Origin of the sequence: Chryseobacterium gleum, from assembly GCF_900636535.1 — a bacterium.
Classification (GTDB): Bacteria; Bacteroidota; Bacteroidia; order Flavobacteriales; family Weeksellaceae; genus Chryseobacterium; species Chryseobacterium gleum.
The window spans coordinates 2,572,193-2,588,219 of the sequence record NZ_LR134289.1 but is presented as its reverse complement, the minus strand read 5'-3'; the positions used below and the strand labels follow the sequence as shown (position 1 = coordinate 2,588,219).

General features: G+C 36.7%; 17 protein-coding genes and 1 pseudogene. 14 read left to right on the top strand and 4 right to left on the bottom strand.

The window, feature by feature from the left end; all coding sequences use genetic code 11:
* Positions 1-67 precede the first annotated feature (67 nt).
* Positions 68-718 (top strand): uracil phosphoribosyltransferase, encoded by a 651-nt coding sequence (gene upp, locus EL165_RS11880; RefSeq protein WP_041461610.1) that lies wholly within the window; start codon positions 68-70, stop codon positions 716-718.
* 2 nt (positions 719-720) lie between these two features.
* Here the strand turns inward: upp and EL165_RS11875 are convergent, their stop codons facing one another.
* The 3 genes from EL165_RS11875 to EL165_RS11865 form a co-directional block, all read right to left on the bottom strand.
* Positions 721-1,407, bottom strand: coding sequence for an alpha/beta fold hydrolase (locus tag EL165_RS11875; protein WP_002976799.1), 687 nt, complete (start codon positions 1,405-1,407; stop codon positions 721-723).
* A 132-nt stretch (positions 1,408-1,539) separates the two neighbouring features.
* Complete coding sequence (locus EL165_RS11870) at positions 1,540-2,193, bottom strand: ComF family protein (protein ID WP_002976801.1); 654 nt, start codon at positions 2,191-2,193, stop codon at positions 1,540-1,542.
* Positions 2,194-2,506: 313 nt separating this feature from the next.
* The gene (locus tag EL165_RS11865) at positions 2,507-3,985 is read right to left on the bottom strand and encodes a helix-turn-helix domain-containing protein (RefSeq protein ID WP_002976803.1); all 1,479 of its coding nucleotides are present in this window, start codon (positions 3,983-3,985) and stop codon (positions 2,507-2,509) included.
* Between the two features lie 126 nt (positions 3,986-4,111).
* On the opposite strand from EL165_RS11865, the gene aceB reads away from it, so the two are divergent.
* The 11 genes and pseudogenes from aceB to EL165_RS26305 all read left to right on the top strand — a co-directional run bounded on the left by aceB (position 4,112) and on the right by EL165_RS26305 (position 13,360).
* Complete coding sequence (gene aceB, locus EL165_RS11860; RefSeq protein ID WP_002976804.1) at positions 4,112-5,686, top strand: malate synthase A; 1,575 nt, start codon at positions 4,112-4,114, stop codon at positions 5,684-5,686.
* A gap of 114 nt (positions 5,687-5,800) precedes the next feature.
* Positions 5,801-7,081 (top strand): isocitrate lyase, encoded by a 1,281-nt coding sequence (gene aceA / locus EL165_RS11855; RefSeq protein ID WP_002976807.1) that lies wholly within the window; start codon positions 5,801-5,803, stop codon positions 7,079-7,081.
* A gap of 113 nt (positions 7,082-7,194) precedes the next feature.
* On the top strand, positions 7,195-7,767 hold the full coding sequence (locus tag EL165_RS11850) for an OmpH/Skp family outer membrane protein (protein WP_002976808.1): 573 nt from the start codon (positions 7,195-7,197) through the stop codon (positions 7,765-7,767).
* 116 nt (positions 7,768-7,883) lie between these two features.
* Complete coding sequence (locus EL165_RS11845) at positions 7,884-8,273, top strand: acyl-CoA thioesterase (protein ID WP_002976811.1); 390 nt, start codon at positions 7,884-7,886, stop codon at positions 8,271-8,273.
* Between the two features lie 124 nt (positions 8,274-8,397).
* A complete protein-coding gene (locus EL165_RS11840; protein ID WP_126358629.1) occupies positions 8,398-8,832 on the top strand; it encodes a hypothetical protein in 435 nt (144 codons plus the stop codon).
* A gap of 87 nt (positions 8,833-8,919) precedes the next feature.
* Positions 8,920-10,083 (top strand): hypothetical protein, encoded by a 1,164-nt coding sequence (locus EL165_RS11835; protein ID WP_002976815.1) that lies wholly within the window; start codon positions 8,920-8,922, stop codon positions 10,081-10,083.
* Positions 10,084-10,178: 95 nt separating this feature from the next.
* On the top strand, positions 10,179-10,625 hold the full coding sequence (locus tag EL165_RS11830; protein ID WP_002976816.1) for a 6-pyruvoyl trahydropterin synthase family protein: 447 nt from the start codon (positions 10,179-10,181) through the stop codon (positions 10,623-10,625).
* A 21-nt stretch (positions 10,626-10,646) separates the two neighbouring features.
* Positions 10,647-11,498 (top strand): UDP-2,3-diacylglucosamine diphosphatase, encoded by an 852-nt coding sequence (locus EL165_RS11825; RefSeq protein WP_126358628.1) that lies wholly within the window; start codon positions 10,647-10,649, stop codon positions 11,496-11,498.
* A 110-nt stretch (positions 11,499-11,608) separates the two neighbouring features.
* Positions 11,609-12,598 (top strand): annotated as a pseudogene (locus tag EL165_RS11820) (LuxE/PaaK family acyltransferase).
* A gap of 217 nt (positions 12,599-12,815) precedes the next feature.
* Entirely contained in the window at positions 12,816-13,013 is a 198-nt protein-coding gene (locus EL165_RS26310; RefSeq protein ID WP_232529183.1) for a hypothetical protein, read from the top strand.
* A gap of 56 nt (positions 13,014-13,069) precedes the next feature.
* Complete coding sequence (locus tag EL165_RS26305; RefSeq protein WP_232529182.1) at positions 13,070-13,360, top strand: hypothetical protein; 291 nt, start codon at positions 13,070-13,072, stop codon at positions 13,358-13,360.
* A gap of 266 nt (positions 13,361-13,626) precedes the next feature.
* On the opposite strand, the gene aqpZ is transcribed toward EL165_RS26305, so the two are convergent.
* Positions 13,627-14,343, bottom strand: coding sequence for an aquaporin Z (gene aqpZ, locus EL165_RS11810; protein ID WP_041461611.1), 717 nt, complete (start codon positions 14,341-14,343; stop codon positions 13,627-13,629).
* A gap of 219 nt (positions 14,344-14,562) precedes the next feature.
* Between aqpZ and EL165_RS11805 the strand changes: the two genes are divergently transcribed.
* On the top strand, positions 14,563-15,183 hold the full coding sequence (locus tag EL165_RS11805; RefSeq protein ID WP_002976828.1) for a DUF5715 family protein: 621 nt from the start codon (positions 14,563-14,565) through the stop codon (positions 15,181-15,183).
* Between the two features lie 62 nt (positions 15,184-15,245).
* Positions 15,246-16,025, top strand: coding sequence for a hypothetical protein (locus EL165_RS11800; protein ID WP_126358627.1), 780 nt, complete (start codon positions 15,246-15,248; stop codon positions 16,023-16,025).
* Positions 16,026-16,027 lie beyond the last annotated feature (2 nt).

Here is a 16,027-nt window from a genome sequence, read left to right as displayed (position 1 = left end):
AATTCGTTTTTTAGTTGTAATTTTGCAGGAATTAATTCAATCAACTGAAATTAAAAATATAATTTTCATGCTTACTATTTTATCGCAACATTTTTCTCTTGTCAACGAATGGATCAACGAACTTAGAAACGTTAATATCCAGCATGACCGGATGAGATTCAGAAGGAATATGGAGAGAATTGGGGAGATTGCCGCTTTTGAAATCAGTAAAGGACTGGAGTATAGGGAAATTGAAATTCAAACTCCTTTAGATACAATAAAAAGCAGGGAAATTGCTGTACAGCCTGTTATTACAACTATTTTAAGAGCTGGTGTTCCGTTATTTGAAGGAATCCTTAACTACCTGGACAGAGCGGACTGTGGTTTTGTGGCAGCTTACAGAAAACATGATGCCAACGATTATTTCTCAATCAAGCAGGATTACCTTACTTGTCCGAGTATTGAAAACAGACCTTTGATCGTTGCAGATCCAATGCTGGCAACAGGCGCCTCTTTAATTGAAGCCATCAAAGATTTGCTGACTCACGGAAATCCAACCCAGCTTCACATTGTAGCCGCTATTGCTTCAAGGCAAGGTGTTGAGACCATTCAGAATGCCTATCCTGAGGCTCAGATCTGGGTAGGAGCTATTGATGAGCATTTAACTTCTAAAGGATATATCACTCCGGGACTGGGGGATGCTGGGGATTTGAGCTACGGAGAAAAACTTCAGCGATAATTTTAAGAAAGATTCCAGAAATCTTTCATTAAGTTTAACAATAAATCAGGCCGTACTTTATCCATAGGATGTTTGGTATCCGGAAGTACGGCTAATTTTGCATCAGGAAGACTTCGGTAAATATGGGCGCTTTCCTCGATAGTAACCATATTGTCTTTATCTCCCACCATGACCTGAGCCGGGATATTTATCGTAGCAAAATTATTTTCCAGAGGTGGATTTTTACCCAGATCGATCATTAGTTCAGCAATAGCCGGAAGAAGTGCTTTCCATTTTGCTCCATGTTGTGATTCCAAAAGCCGGGCATACTGAGGGATTTTCTCAAGAATGACATCAGGATTAAGCATTTTGCTTTCTTTTAAAGCCTGCTCTTCAGTCCAGGCAAACTTAGTTCCCAGAGTCATAACAGAATTTATATTTTCCGGATTTTTCATAGCATAGCAAAGTGCCACATAACCTCCCATGCTATGCCCGAAAATGGATACATCCGCCAGATTATTTACTTCACAATACTCCGAAAGCTCCTGAGTGTACTTTTCTATACTGATACCTTCTGCCGGTAATTCGCTATTTCCATGACCTGAAAATAGAGGGGTATGTACTGTAAAATACTGAGAAAGTACGTTCAGATAAGGCGCGAAAATATCGCTGTGTCCCAGGGCTCCGTGTAATAAAAGCAGATTTGGCATAGCTATTTAATTTTCTGAAAATTAGCGAAAAGAATTGAATGGTGAAAATGGATTAAGCATAAGATTGAGAGGGTTTGAGAGTTGGAGGGCTTGGAAATATTTTTGAATATAACCTCGTATCCCGAACCTCTATTAAACATCCTCTGCCATCACCAAAACACTTACCTTATTGTCTCCGGCATTTAGAATCTCCCATGCAACCGATGAAACTGTATTGCCTGTGGTGAAAACATCATCAATCAGAAGGATATGCTTTCCGGTAACAGGCCGGGTGATGGAGAAAGTATTGTCTGTTTCCAATCTGTGCTTCTTGTCTTTCAGAGCCTGTGCTTTGGAGTAATGATTTCTCCTGATTAATTCATGATCAAAAGGAATGTGATAAAATTTAGACAAAGTTTCAGTATATAAATGAAGCTGATTGTAACCACGTTCCTTCAGTTTTTTTGGATGAAGCGGTACACTTACTAAAAGATCAGGATTGTCGTCTTGGAAATCCAGGCGCTCTGTTGTCCAGTTTGCCAGAATTTTCCCTGTTTTTTCACGGCTTCTGTATTTTAGTTCATGAATAATCTTGCGACTTAAGCCTTCTTCCTCGAACCGTATCAGTCCAAATGCATTCTCAACAGGAAAAAATAAACTGCATTTTTCCTTAATCGGATTATTTTCAAAATAATTGTAATGGGTAAAATGAATCTGGCTGAAACAAAGATCACAAACCAGAATCTCGGAAACAATGATCCTGTTGCAGTGAAGGCAACGGTTAGGAAATAATAAATCTAATATCATAGTGTGTTTTTACTAAGATATAAAATTAATGTCAATTTTTGCCTCGCAAAGTCAATAGTGAATTATTATTGTTCACAAATTTTATGAGCTAATTATTTTATTTAGCATGAGGCATTTTCGTGGCTGAGTGGAACGCCATAGCGACCGAAAAGCTATTAAATAGTATAGAAAACTTCGTGAACTCCGCGTTTAGAAAAATAACTTACCCGTGAATTTCAACAGCAAATCTATTATTCATAAACCTTAATCTCGCATCCCGAGCTTCGTATAAAAATTCACAAGCGAAGCGCATTGATGATTCACTATTTATCCATTAATTCTCAAATCTCTTCCTGATTTTCTCCACAGAACTCTTCATACTCATGTTAAAATGTTCCTTTTCCAGCCTTACCGGCGGCGCTTGTCTTACTTCGCAGTCAGCAATACTGCAGGATTCACAGGTGACCCCTACATTGATGGTTTTTAAAGAAGGAGATTTGATAAAACCTATTTTTTTGATCGTTTGGGAATTCAGTAAAATGCCGAGACAATAACTTCTGTTGCTTCCATCTGAAAAAGGATTTCTTTGTGAAGTGGAAATCACCAGATAGCTTATTCCCTGGTCTTTATAATGAGAAATCTGGGCGTCAGTTAAAGTTTCATTTTCCTTTAAATGATCAAGATTTTTCACAGCAATCCATCTTCTGCAGTAATGCTCATTGGTGGCATTGGCGTGAGGAGCCTGCTGATGGTTGAGATGAAGCTCCTTTAAAATCTGGATTTTATCAGAGTTTTTCTTTTTTACCAGGCATAAATAAAACAGGTCTTTAATACCCATTTCAGCCGAAAGAATATTCGTTAGCCGATAATAGAATGTTTCAGGAGAATGAGTGAAGCTGTTAATGAGATTTTCAAAATTTTCCGGCTCCCATTTATTTTGCTGGAAAAATTCAGAGGCTTTTTCGATGACAGGTTGTTTTGAAATTAATAAAGCTCCGGCAAAATAAGACGCATAAAAATTATTCAGAATTTCTTCAAAACTCCCGAAATCAAGCCATGAATACGTGTTGGGACGGTTTTTTAATTCCAGCACATTGAAACCGATTTCCTTAGCGAGGATGAATGTTTTCTGATCCTTTTCCAGTTTTTGATTCAGCAGTAAAAGTTTTTTCTCAGGAATAAAAAGTGAACGCAGATTATCCAAAGTGCCATATATTTCAAAATCTTCAGATTGAATCTTGTAACCAAACTTTTCTCCAAGAATTTTTTCCAGAATGTCAGACTTTAAATTTTTCCCGGCCTGTAACTTGTTTTCCTTCGTGAATAAGCTTACTTTTTCTTCAATTTCCGGGAAATAATTATCGTATAATTCCTGAAACGATCTTAAAACGGCAAAATAAAACCGTTCTTTTCCAAGATTATAATTCTGTGAAATTTCAATCAGTGCATTGATAAAAGCAGTTACTTTTTTGGGGGCATCACTGATGATACTGATGAGATTATTTTTGTTGATTCCGAATAGTTCCAACGGAACTTCCTTAAAGAAATCAGATTGCAGAATTTCATTGAAAGGAGCCAGGCTTTTATCAAGTTTGGTAGAAACCAGATCGTCAAATGTGCAGCTCAGCGCTTCAGAAAGCTGGATGATCTTGTCATGCTTTGGATATTTTTTACCATTCTCAATTTCATTAAGATAAGATTTTGATAATCCTGTCTTTACGGCAAGGTCCTGTAGAGACCAGTTTCTTTTCTGCCTCTGCTGTTTCAGTTTTAGTCCGAAAACTGTTTTGATAAAGTCGCTTTCTGAATTCATTACTCAAATATAAATAAATAGATGCGATTATTCGCATAATAATTTTTAAATAAATTTAGCGAACGTTCGCTATTTGTGAAAATTTTTGTTTATGTTTGTAACATCAAATCACAAAATCAATAAGTTATGGAAACCAAGACTCAGTTAGAAATAAAGGCTCAGAAGCAGTTTGAAGCAGTTTTTACTCCGGATCTGGTAGATTTTCTGATTGTGCTTCATCAGAATTTCAATCATAAAAGATTAGAGCTTTTAGAAGAAAGAAAAAAAACACAGCAGAAATTTGATAACGGTAACCTTCCTGAATTTTTAAAAGAGACAGAAGCTATCCGAAACGGAAACTGGGTGTGTGCACCGCTGCCGGAAGATTTGCAGGACAGGAGAGTAGAAATTACCGGACCTGTTGATCGTAAGATGATTATTAATGCCTTGAATTCCGGAGCGTCTACCTTTATGGCTGACTTTGAAGATAGCAGCTCGCCGGTGTGGGAAAACTGCATTCAGGGACAGATTAATCTTTCTGATGCCATTAACAGAACCATTGATTTTGTCAACGAAAAAGGAAAAGCATATACCCTTAATGACAGAACTGCTGTTTTGCAGGTTCGTCCCCGCGGCCTTCATCTTCCGGAAAAACATATTGAAATTAATGGAGAGAAAGCTTCCGGCTCCCTGATTGATTTTGGAATCTATTTTTTCAGAAATGCAAAAGTGCTTTTAGAAAATGGAAGCGGTCCTTATTTCTATCTTCCGAAACTGGAACATTATAAAGAAGCCCGCTGGTGGAATGATGTTTTTGTTTTTGCCCAAAATTATCTGGGGATTCAGGAAGGAACGATCAAGGCTACGGTTTTAATAGAAACCATTACCGCCTCATTTCAGATTGATGAAATTTTATTTGAATTAAAAGAACACAGTGCCGGCCTTAATTGTGGCAGATGGGATTATATTTTCTCCTATATCAAAAAGTTCAGAAACCTGCCGGAATTTATCGTTCCGGACAGAGATCAGGTGACCATGACTTCACCTTTCATGAGTGCCTATTCAAAAAGAGTCATTGAAGTCTGTCACAAAAGAAACGTACACGCAATCGGCGGAATGGCCGCTCAAATTCCTGTAAAAGATGATGAAGAAGCAAACAAAAAGGCTTTTGAAAAAGTAAAAAATGATAAGGAAAGAGAAGTGAAAAACGGTCATGACGGCACATGGGTGGCACACCCTGCATTAGTTGCTGTGGCTAAAGAAGTTTTTGACCAATATATGCCTTCCAGAAATCAGATTGATAAAAAATTTGAATATCATATTACAGAAAGCAATCTGCTGGAAATTCCCAAAGGTGATATTACCGAAAAAGGAGTCCGGAAAAATATCAATGTAGGAATTCTCTACCTTGAAAGCTGGCTGATGGGAACCGGTGCTGCCGCCATTTACAATCTGATGGAAGATGCGGCTACTGCAGAGATTTCAAGAACGCAGATCTGGCAATGGCTGAAGAACGAAGCTGTATTGAGTGATGATCGAACATTAACCCGAAGCATGATATTGCAGTGGGAAAAAGAAGAAATGGACAATATTGAAAAGTATGTAGGAGAAACCCGTTTCCAGAATGGAAAATTCAATCTTGCCAAAGAACTTTTCAATGAGTTGATTTTCTGTGAAAAGTTTGAAGAATTTCTAACCCTTAAAGCATATCCTTTTATCTAGTTTGAGAGTGAGTGAGTAGGAGTGTCCGAAAGTTTCAGAATCATATCCCGTACCTCCGAATCTCGTATCCCGAACCCCGAACCCCAAAATCTAATCAAACAAAATCCAAATATTATGAAAACAAGACAAGAACAAATCCAGGCTATTGAGCAAGATTGGCTGACAAATCCACGCTGGAATGGTATCAAAAGACCGTATACAGCAGAAGAAGTTCTGAAACTTCGCGGTTCTTATACCATAGATTATACCATTGCGACAGAAATGTCAAAAAAATTCTGGAATAAACTAAATAGCCAGGACTATGTGGCAGGGCTTGGTGCATTAACCGGTAATCAGGCAGTGCAGGAAGTAGATGCCGGACTGGAAGCAATATATCTTTCAGGATGGCAGGTAGCGGCAGATGCTAACTTATCAGGGGAAATGTACCCGGATCAATCACTATATCCGGCTAATTCAGTACCTGCTGTAGTAAAGAAAATTAATAATGCTCTCTTAAGGGCAGATCAGGTACAGTCTGTAAACGGAACCGATAATAAAGAATATTTAGTGCCCATCATTGCAGATGCAGAAGCAGGTTTTGGAGGTAATCTGAATGCTTTTGAGCTGATGAAACAAATGATTGAAGCGGGAGCAGCTGCTGTACATTTTGAAGACCAGCTTTCCTCTGCAAAAAAATGCGGACACTTAGGTGGAAAAGTACTGGTTCCTACTCAAGAAGCTGTCAATAAACTGATTGCAGCGCGCCTGGCTGCCGATGTATTGGGAGTTCCAAGCCTTATTATTGCAAGAACAGATGCTGACGCTGCAGATTTACTGACGTCAGATATTGATGACAGAGATAAAAAATTCGTAACAGGAGAAAGAACTTCAGAAGGATTTTATGTTGTAAGAAACGGAGTAGAACAGGGAATCGACAGAGGTTTGTCTTATGCCCCTTACGCAGACCTGATCTGGATGGAAACCTCAAACCCTGATCTGGAACAGGCAAGAAGATTTGCAGAAGGAATTCATGCGAAATTCCCTGGAAAGATGCTTGCTTATAATTGCTCTCCTTCCTTTAACTGGGCGGCAAAGCTGAGTGTGGAGGAAATGTCTACCTTCCGTGAGGAACTTGCCAAGATGGGATATAAATTCCAGTTTATTACTTTGGCAGGATTCCATGCTTTGAATACTGCGATGTTTGAACTGGCTCTAGCCTATAAAGAAAGAGGAATGGCAGGATATTCAGAACTTCAGGAACGGGAGTTTGCCTTACAGCAGAAAGGATTCAGAGCGGTGAAACATCAGTCTTTTGTAGGAACCGGGTATTTCGATGAAGTACAGAATATTGTTACAAACGGCTCTTCAGCTACAGTTGCGATGAAGGATTCTACAGAAACTGCACAATTCCATTAGTCATTTTTTTCCATATTTTTTTGATGTTAAACCTTCTCTGTTTTGGGAAGGTTTTTCTACATTATACATAATCAAAAATTGAGTTATATTTGGGGACGAAAAAATTATTAAAAATGAATTTAATCAAAGTACTTTTTATTACATTAGGATTAACACTTACTGCAAATGCTGCAAAAGCCCAACAAAAAATTGGAAGCGTGAATACTGATGACATTTTTGCAAGTTTACCCGAAGTAAAAACAATAAGTGCAACTGTGGATAACCTGACAAAAACAAAACAGACTGAAATTGAAAAACTGATTGGAGATTATCAGACTAAGCTGAAAGCAGCGCAGGATAAAGAAAAAACTCTTAGCGAAGCCAACAAAGAAGCAGTCACTAAAGAATTAATCGCTGCACAGACTGAATTACAGGGTCTTGGTAAAAAGATAGAAGATTCGAGAGCTCAGGCTGCTAAAGATATTTCTGCAAAACAAAACGAATTGTTTACGCCATTGCAGCAAAAAGTAAAAGAGGCTATTGCTGCTGCCGCTAAAGAAAGAGGTATCAATTATGTTTTTGATATTGCATCTCAGGAAACCAATAACCTTGTTTACAACGACGGAAGTGAAGATATCACGGCGCTTGTGAAAAGTAAACTGGGAGCTTCCGCAACAACCGCCAAGCCAACAGGGAAATCCAAATAAGAATTTATATACTGAATATAGAAACGGAATCAACAGAGCTGGTTCCGTTTTTTTATATGTAAAAGTGTGAGAAAGTTCTGTTTTAAAATAATAAATTTGAGTAAACTTTCAGGAGAATGAATTTAATGTACGAAAAACAGATAAAGGTAACTAAGGATCATATCGACCAGAATAATCATGTTAATAATGTACAGTATGTGCACTGGGTGGAAGAAGCAGCTGCAGAGCACTGGGATCTGTTAAAACATAAAACAGAGTATGCCAATGATGTCTGGATGCTTCTGGATCACCATATCCAATATAAAAAACAGGTTTATCTGAATGATGTCATTACAGTAAGAACCTATCCTCTGGCCCCTGAAGGAGCCAAACAGCCGAGAAAAGTAGAATTTTACTGCAATGATGAGCTTGTGGTAGATTCAAGGACCCTTTGGATTCTGTTTGATCCTGTAACCCAAAAGATAAAACGTCTTGAAAGCGACTGGCTGGAGAAGTTTTTCAATTAGAATAAGATGCGGAGTAAAACGATTTTAATTTGTTAAAATGGAATTTGAGTATAAAAAGAATAAAATTTTAGGCAATTTGATATTGGGGTATTTTTATCTATGTTTTACTATCTTTATTACTGTTATGATTCTACGTAACATTAGCCGGGAGTGGAATACGCTTTCATTATCAAAAATATTTTCCTCTACTATTCCGGTTTTTTTGTTTTCTTTTCTTACTTATCTCTTTTTAGGAACGGCTCTGATCAGAAGAAAGTATTACCTGCAGAACTTAAAAGAAGAAGCTAAAATTGATCCTTTAGAAAAGCAAATTATCATATTGGATAAACAGAGCAGAAAAGAAAGAAGAATAGATTTCAATAAGGTTAAGGCTGTTGAATTGTATTATTCATGGAATTCAAACGCCTTTTCATCAGATCTGGGATATTCTAAAATTGTGCTTGAGGATAATGCTAAACCTGTTTTGATTACTCAGAATAATATTAATCAATATTATATTTATAAAGCTTTTAAGAATAAAGTAACTGTAAACAAGTCAAGATTTGCAAATAATTTATAAAGAAATAGAGTGGAGTCAATTTCTTATGCTGCTGGCTTTAAATTTGTAGCTAACGAAGATTAATTGTCAATCAAAAATTAAAAACACATGAAGCTTTTATATTTCCTTACATTGTTGTTAAGCATTGCAGGTTATGGTCAGGAAAACCCTTACTGGTTTACAGATGATATTAAAAAGAAGGTGGCAGATTCTACCCAAAGTCAATCCTGGCGAAGTCAGATGGCAGCAACGTATTACTCAATAAGCGGACAATATAAACCTGCACTGGAAAGTTGGGATATGACTTTTGGAAGAGTAAAGAAGCTGAGCAAGGCAGATAGTCTGAGATTTACAGAATTAATCCCTGTCAATGCAAAAGATTATCTTTTAAAAAAAGCGGAGAGTGAGCAGATTATTATCATTAATGAAGCCCATCATAACGCAAGTCACAGAACTTTTGTATCCTCCTTACTTCAGGGATTATATGATAAAGGTTATCGGTATCTGGGACTCGAAACATTAGCGAGTGACTCTGTAAACGTCACAAAATTTGCTGTTCTTAGCAGTGGATATTATTCCAAAGAACCGGAATTCGGAAACCTTATTTACAATGCTTTGAAAATTGGATTCAGGCTTTTCCCATATGAGGCGGAAGGAAACAATAAAGAAAGAGAAATTGGAGAGGCGAAAAATATTTTTGATTTTATGCAGAAAAATAAAGAGGGGAAATATCTGATCTATTGCGGTTATGAACACGCTTATGAAGGTACTCATAAATCCTGGGAGAAAACAATGGCGGGAAGACTTTCCGACCTTACCGGGATCAATCCGTTCACCGTTGACCAGACTCAGTTTTCAGAAAAAAGTAACCTGAAGTATAATGAACCGCTTTTAAGATTGGTAAATAATAATGTTCCTGTTGTTTTAAAAGATCAAAATGAGGGAATATATAACGATAGTGACAAAAAACTTTATACCGATATTAAAATCATCCATCCAGTTACAAAATACATCAAAGGCAGGCCAGATTGGATGCTTGGAGGAAACCGTAAGCTGTATAAAATTCCGGTTTCTAAAATTTCAACATATCCGGTTATGGTTTTTGCTTACAGAAAAGGAGAATATGAGCAAAATGGAATTCCGGCTGATATCCTTGAACTTAAAACTCCCAAAGAGAGCCGTTTTTTAATACTGGATAAAGGCAATTATGATATTGTTATAAAGGATAAAGAATATAAAGTCCTTCAAAGATTCGGAAAAAAAATAAAATAATAATTAACATTAATGATCAGTCCAAATAATATTTAAAATCGCTGCAATAGAAACAGTCTTTTCTGTGTTAAGCGGTTTTGTCATATCTTTGCAGTATGATACGTATTACAAAAATTTTTACATTCGAAACGGCCCACGTACTTTACAACTACGATGGGAAGTGTAAAAATATGCATGGACATTCCTATAAGCTGTTTGTGACAGTAAAAGGAAAACCGATTAATGATATTGATAACCCTAAAAACGGGATGGTAGTTGATTTCGGAGATATCAAGAGTATCGTAAAATCTGAGATCGTAGATGTGTGGGACCATGCGGTTCTTGTCAATGCACTTTCTCCACACAAAGAATTGGGAGATGATCTGGAGCAGAAAGGACATAAAGTCATCTATTGCAGTTTCCAGCCAACCTGTGAGAATATGTTGTACGCGATCGCCGCTAAAATCAAATCAAAACTTCCTGAAGGAATTTCTTTAGCTTATCTTAAACTTCATGAGACGGAAAACTCTTATGGAGAATGGTTTGCTGAAGATAATCAATAATTTACCCACAAAACTCAGAAGGTGTTAAAAACAACAATTAACTTAGAACCTGGAAAAAAAGTATATTTCGCTTCAGATCAGCATTTTGGTGCTCCTACGCCAAAGGAAAGTAAGTTGCGCGAGGAGCGGTTTATACGCTGGATGGACGAGATCAAAGAAGATGCTCAGGTTTTATTTTTAATGGGTGACCTTTTTGATTTCTGGCATGAATGGAAACATGTAATTCCAAAAGGATATGTCCGTGTTCTGGGTAAAATTGCGGAACTTAAAGACAGAGGAATTCATATTTATTTCTTTGTAGGGAATCATGATCTGTGGATGAAAGATTATCTGGAAGAAGAAATTGGCTGCACGGTATTCTATCAGAAACAATATTTTGAAATGGGAGGAAAGCAGTTTTTGCTGGCTCATGGAGATGGTCTGGGACCGGGTGATAAAGGATATAAAAGAATGAAGAAGTTATTCACGAATCCCGTAGCACAATGGTTTTTCAAATGGCTTCATCCTGATATTGCAATGAAGATCGCATTATACCTTTCTCAAAAAAATAAAATGATCTCTGGAGAAGAAGACAAAGCATTTCTCGGAGAAGATAAAGAGTTCTTGATTATTTATTCCAAAGAAAAGCTGAAGACGCAGAAGATTGATTACTTTATCTACGGACACAGACATCTGCCTATGGTGCTGGATCTGGAACCGGGTGCAAAATATATCAATCTCGGAGACTGGATTTCCTATTTTACCTATGGAGTATTTGAAAAGGATTTTGAACTGAAAACTTTTGAAAATAAAACAAAAAAATTACCTCTAAAAAGAGGTAACTTTCGAACGGGTGGAAAACCCACTCTTGTTTTTAATCCATATTCCGGATAAATGACTGCAATAAGTTTACCAAAATAGGTTTTCTACATTAAAAAATTATTAAATAAAAATATTGTATCGCTGTAATTACTTTGTAGTAAGGGATTAAGAAATTCAAAATTATGGAACTGAAAAAAATATTCAACATAAAAACGGAACAGGATTTCCTGAATGCATCATTGAAAACATTTCGTTATCAATATGAAAATGTTGAAATATACAGGAAATTCGTTGACTTTCTGAATGTGAATCCCGATGAGGTAGACAGCCTGGCAAAAATTCCGTTTTTACCCATCGAAATGTTTAAAAACCATCAGATTCTGGATAAAAACGTAGCAGCAGATCTGTATTTTCAAAGTTCAGGAACCACTCAGATGAATCTTTCAAGACATTTCATTGTAGATCCGGAATTATATGAAGAAAGTATTTATAAAAGCTTTGAACAATTTATAGGAAAGCCGGAAGATTTATTTTCCTTGGTTTGCTGCCAAGTTATCTTGAAAAACAGCATTCGTCACTGATCTACATGGTAGATTATCTGATGAAAAATCAGGTAAGCCTGAAAACGGATACTTCCTTTATAACCATGCTGAACTTTTTGATCTCTTGAATAAGCTTCAGGATAAAAAGGTCATTCTTTTCGGAGTTTCCTTTGCCTTATTAGACTTTCTGGATTATTGTCATGCTGAGCAAAGCGAAGAATCTTTCAATTTTCCTGAAAATCTGATAGTGATCGAAACCGGAGGAATGAAAGGCAGAAAAGAAGAAATGACAAAAGATGAATTGCTGAAGATTTTACAGGAAGGACTTAAAACAGATAAAATATACTCTGAATATTCCATGACAGAACTGCTTTCACAAGCATATTCCTTGGGAATAACGAGTATGAATGCCCAAACTGGATGAGGATCATGGTTAGGAATGCGGAAGATCCTTTAGCCTATGAAAAAGAAGGAAGAACAGGAGCTATTAATATAATTGACCTTGCCAATATCCATTCCTGTTCATTTATTGCAACGCAAGATCTGGGAAAAATAACCGGAGATAAATTTCAGGTATTAGGAAGAATAGACCATTCTGATATCAGAGGCTGTAGTCTGCTCGTAAGCTGAAATGCTGAACAGGCAATGGGGAATAGTCAATTTGCTTCGCTTGTCAATTTTTGTATAATGATAACAAATATAAATAGCTTGTAACTTTGCTGAGTGAAACGCCTTTGCGAATATTTTTAGGGAGTTGGTAAATTAAAAGTTTTGTGAACATTGCGTTTACAATATTTACTGCATTATCATTAATACATTTTACCTTGTACATTTTACAGTCATAACAATGATCAAAATAGAAGAACTCATACACGCCTACATCCATTCCCACTGCGATTTTGAAAAAGAGATTGTATTGACGAATTATTTTCAGGCAGATTGGGAAGCAGATATCCTGATCATTGATGCAGAAGGCGGCAGTCACGAAATTGAAATCAAACTTTCAAAAGTGATTTTAAAAATGATTTCAAAAAATCATACCTGAATAAAGATACCGGCGAAAAATTTCTGAAACATGATAAAATTTCCTGCGGAGATTATATGTGTAATTCTTTTAGCTTTCTGCTCCCGATGGGAATGGTAGATGCTGAACTTATTCCGGAACATTGCGGAATTATTGAATTCTATCATAATGTGGACACGTGGGAAACTGAGTTTTACCCGATCCGCCAACCCAAAAAACTCCATGAAGATTCTTACTGGAAACTGAATGATAAAGATCTTTTCATCAGAAAAATGGCCCTGAACCTTCTTCAGCGCAAAATGGAGATCAAAGGAAAGCATGAAGAACTGATCTTTAAAAATCCTTTTGAAATCAAAAAGCTGAAATAAGATAAAAAAAATTTTTTAACGCAAAGTTTAATTTCTTATTGGTATGTCTTAAGGATGCAAAGAAGAAATCAATTTCATTGATTCTTATTAAGTAAACATTACAATTAGCTTCATCTGCGACGTAGTCGTAACCACTTTGCTGCCTTGAATAAAAGCTCTCCTTCATAAAAACTTTGCGTTTACAAAGAATTTAAAAACAATTTATTCAAAATCAAAAATAAAATCCTGCCGCCTGACAGGATTTTATCATTGAATGTTATTTAAAATTAATCTGTAATTTCAGCTGTGTCTCTCTGAAGTAGGAACTTATAAATTAATCCTCCTACAATTCCTCCCAAAATAGGAGCAACCCAGAACAGCCAAAGCTGCGACATGGCAATTCCTCCCACAAAAACTGCCTGAGAAAGTGATCTCGCAGGGTTCACAGAAGTATTCGTAATCGGGATGGAAATCAGGTGGATCAAAGTAAGAGCAAGACCAATGGCAAGACCGGCAAATTTACCGTTAGCCCATTTGTCTGTAGCGCCCATAATCACAATAAGGAAAAATGCTGTTAATAAAAACTCAGCCAGGAAAGCTGCCCCCATGCTGAAAGCCTTTCCATTGTAAACAGCCTCACCGTAAAAGTTCGTGGCGAAATCTCCGGGTTTCGAGAATTCTACCGCTCCGGCTCCGTTAAGGATCGTATACAGACATCCTGCTGCTACAATCGCTCCCAGACATTGGGCTACAATGTAAGGAATAAGATCTTTTGCCGGAAATCTTCCGCCTGCTAAAAGTCCGAAAGAAACAGCCGGGTTAAAATGTCCTCCTGAGATATGTCCTACAGCGTAAGCCATGGTAAGAACAGTAAGACCGAAGGCTAAAGCAACTCCTAAAAGTCCGATGCCAATATCTGGAACACCGGCTGCAAAAACAGCGCTTCCACAACCTCCGAAAACAAGCCAAAATGTGCCGAAAAATTCAGCGAAAAGTTTTTTTATCATATTGTTTATTGTTTAAAGTATCTCAAATGTAAAATTTAAATCTTAAAGTAAAAAGATAAATCTGAAAAAATATTTCAAAAAAGAGAGAACAAAAATTACAAAATCTGTAATTTGGTGTAAAGTTTGTTTGGGATTTATTTAGAGAGTATTATAGTCGGTTTTGAAAGATATAACATAAATGTTTTATCTTTCATTTGTAATTTTAAAGGTTGGTGAATGAGAAAGTTTTTATGTGTGGTCTTTGTACCTTTTATTTATAGTTTACATTATTCGCAGGCAGCAAAAAAAGCTTTTCCCTGCTATGATCTTGCCACTGTATTGAAAGTTGAACCTACACCGCTTTATAAATCTCACCTCGATGCTTCTAAGAGTTTTGGGCTAAAGCTGCTGAAAGACTCCAAAACAGTACAGAAATATATCAACAGCGGTAAATTCCACAAAATAAAAAAGTCAGGAAAAGGGTATCAGGTTCAGAGACTTGATTACAGCAGGCCTTATATGGTAACCAAAGCAAAAACCACCCTGGAAAAAATAGGATCTAAGTTCAGTAAGGATACAAAAGGCGGTACATTTACTGTTTCATCCATTACCAGGACTCTTGAAGACCAATGCAGGCTGAGAAGAGTGAATTCCAATGCCTCACTTGGGATTAGTTCTCACAATTACGGCAATTCCTTTGATATTTCTTACATAAGATTCAACAACGTTCTGAAATACAATCCAAAAATGGAAATAGCGCTGGAGAAAGTTTTAAAATATTATGAAAAGGCCGGTAGAATATATTATATTAAAGAAAAACAGCAGAGCTGTTATCATATTACTGTGAAAAATTATTAATCAAAACCCTCTTGCATAGCATCTTTAGTTTATCTATTTTTATACGACTAAAAACTATGCTTATGTCAACATTAAACATTGTAGATTATATGCTGCCTGTAGAAGAATGCAGAGCAGCATCAAATGAGTGGAAAGCATCCTTTTCTGACTTTTCAAAACTTCAAAAACTTATTCCTACCAATTACGTATTTAATATTTCCAGAGACCACCTTGAGTGGATGAAGGGGTTCAGTGATTATAAAGACTTTTGTGCGGCAGTCGGAATTTACAGAGATCGTTTGATCCTTATTTTTTATCCTATGAATAACGATGGCGGGAAAATAGATCTGAAAGAATATCCGTACAGTTTCCTTACTGAGCTTGACCGAGACCTTAAATTACAGGAAATTAAGGAATATACAGTTATCAGAAATGCAGTTCTTTCTAAAAATCTTGAAAGCACTGAGAAAAATATGAATATGGGATTCCCGGTAAGCAGTACGCCGATTCTTGAACAGGATATAGCTGTAGAAGCAATTCAACGTTGGAGAAACGAAGGAATGGACTGGTTTTATAAAGAGAGCAGAGAAAACGAAGGAAGCGGAATCTTCAGAAAATTCTATGTTCCAACAGCAGACCTTTGCCTTTTAGATGAAGGACTGGCAGGAATTACCTGTTCTTTCGGGATCAGATACAATGATATTTATGGGAAGATGCTCGTAACGCTTATATTTATCTCTTTTCGTGAAAACCTCAGAAATGCAGAACTGGGTATAGATACTATCTCCAATACCTATGACTGGGCCAAGCCATGTCCGCCTATCTGCCGTATACCGGATGTAGATGTAGGTTGCGAATTTTAAAT

What these genes read in the sequence shown, in the direction of transcription:
- upp (WP_041461610.1), top strand. Translation starts at nt 68, where the DNA reads ATGCTTACTATTTTATCGCAACATTTTTCTCTTGTCAACGAATGGATC.
- EL165_RS11875 (WP_002976799.1), bottom strand. Translation starts at nt 1,407, where the DNA reads ATGCCAAATCTGCTTTTATTACACGGAGCCCTGGGACACAGCGATATT.
- EL165_RS11870 (WP_002976801.1), bottom strand. Translation starts at nt 2,193, where the DNA reads ATGATATTAGATTTATTATTTCCTAACCGTTGCCTTCACTGCAACAGG.
- EL165_RS11865 (WP_002976803.1), bottom strand. Translation starts at nt 3,985, where the DNA reads ATGAATTCAGAAAGCGACTTTATCAAAACAGTTTTCGGACTAAAACTG.
- aceB (WP_002976804.1), top strand. Translation starts at nt 4,112, where the DNA reads ATGGAAACCAAGACTCAGTTAGAAATAAAGGCTCAGAAGCAGTTTGAA.
- aceA (WP_002976807.1), top strand. Translation starts at nt 5,801, where the DNA reads ATGAAAACAAGACAAGAACAAATCCAGGCTATTGAGCAAGATTGGCTG.
- EL165_RS11850 (WP_002976808.1), top strand. Translation starts at nt 7,195, where the DNA reads ATGAATTTAATCAAAGTACTTTTTATTACATTAGGATTAACACTTACT.
- EL165_RS11845 (WP_002976811.1), top strand. Translation starts at nt 7,884, where the DNA reads ATGAATTTAATGTACGAAAAACAGATAAAGGTAACTAAGGATCATATC.
- EL165_RS11840 (WP_126358629.1), top strand. Translation starts at nt 8,398, where the DNA reads ATGATTCTACGTAACATTAGCCGGGAGTGGAATACGCTTTCATTATCA.
- EL165_RS11835 (WP_002976815.1), top strand. Translation starts at nt 8,920, where the DNA reads ATGAAGCTTTTATATTTCCTTACATTGTTGTTAAGCATTGCAGGTTAT.
- EL165_RS11830 (WP_002976816.1), top strand. Translation starts at nt 10,179, where the DNA reads ATGATACGTATTACAAAAATTTTTACATTCGAAACGGCCCACGTACTT.
- EL165_RS26310 (WP_232529183.1), top strand. Translation starts at nt 12,816, where the DNA reads ATGATCAAAATAGAAGAACTCATACACGCCTACATCCATTCCCACTGC.
- EL165_RS26305 (WP_232529182.1), top strand. Translation starts at nt 13,070, where the DNA reads ATGTGTAATTCTTTTAGCTTTCTGCTCCCGATGGGAATGGTAGATGCT.
- EL165_RS11805 (WP_002976828.1), top strand. Translation starts at nt 14,563, where the DNA reads ATGAGAAAGTTTTTATGTGTGGTCTTTGTACCTTTTATTTATAGTTTA.
- EL165_RS11800 (WP_126358627.1), top strand. Translation starts at nt 15,246, where the DNA reads ATGTCAACATTAAACATTGTAGATTATATGCTGCCTGTAGAAGAATGC.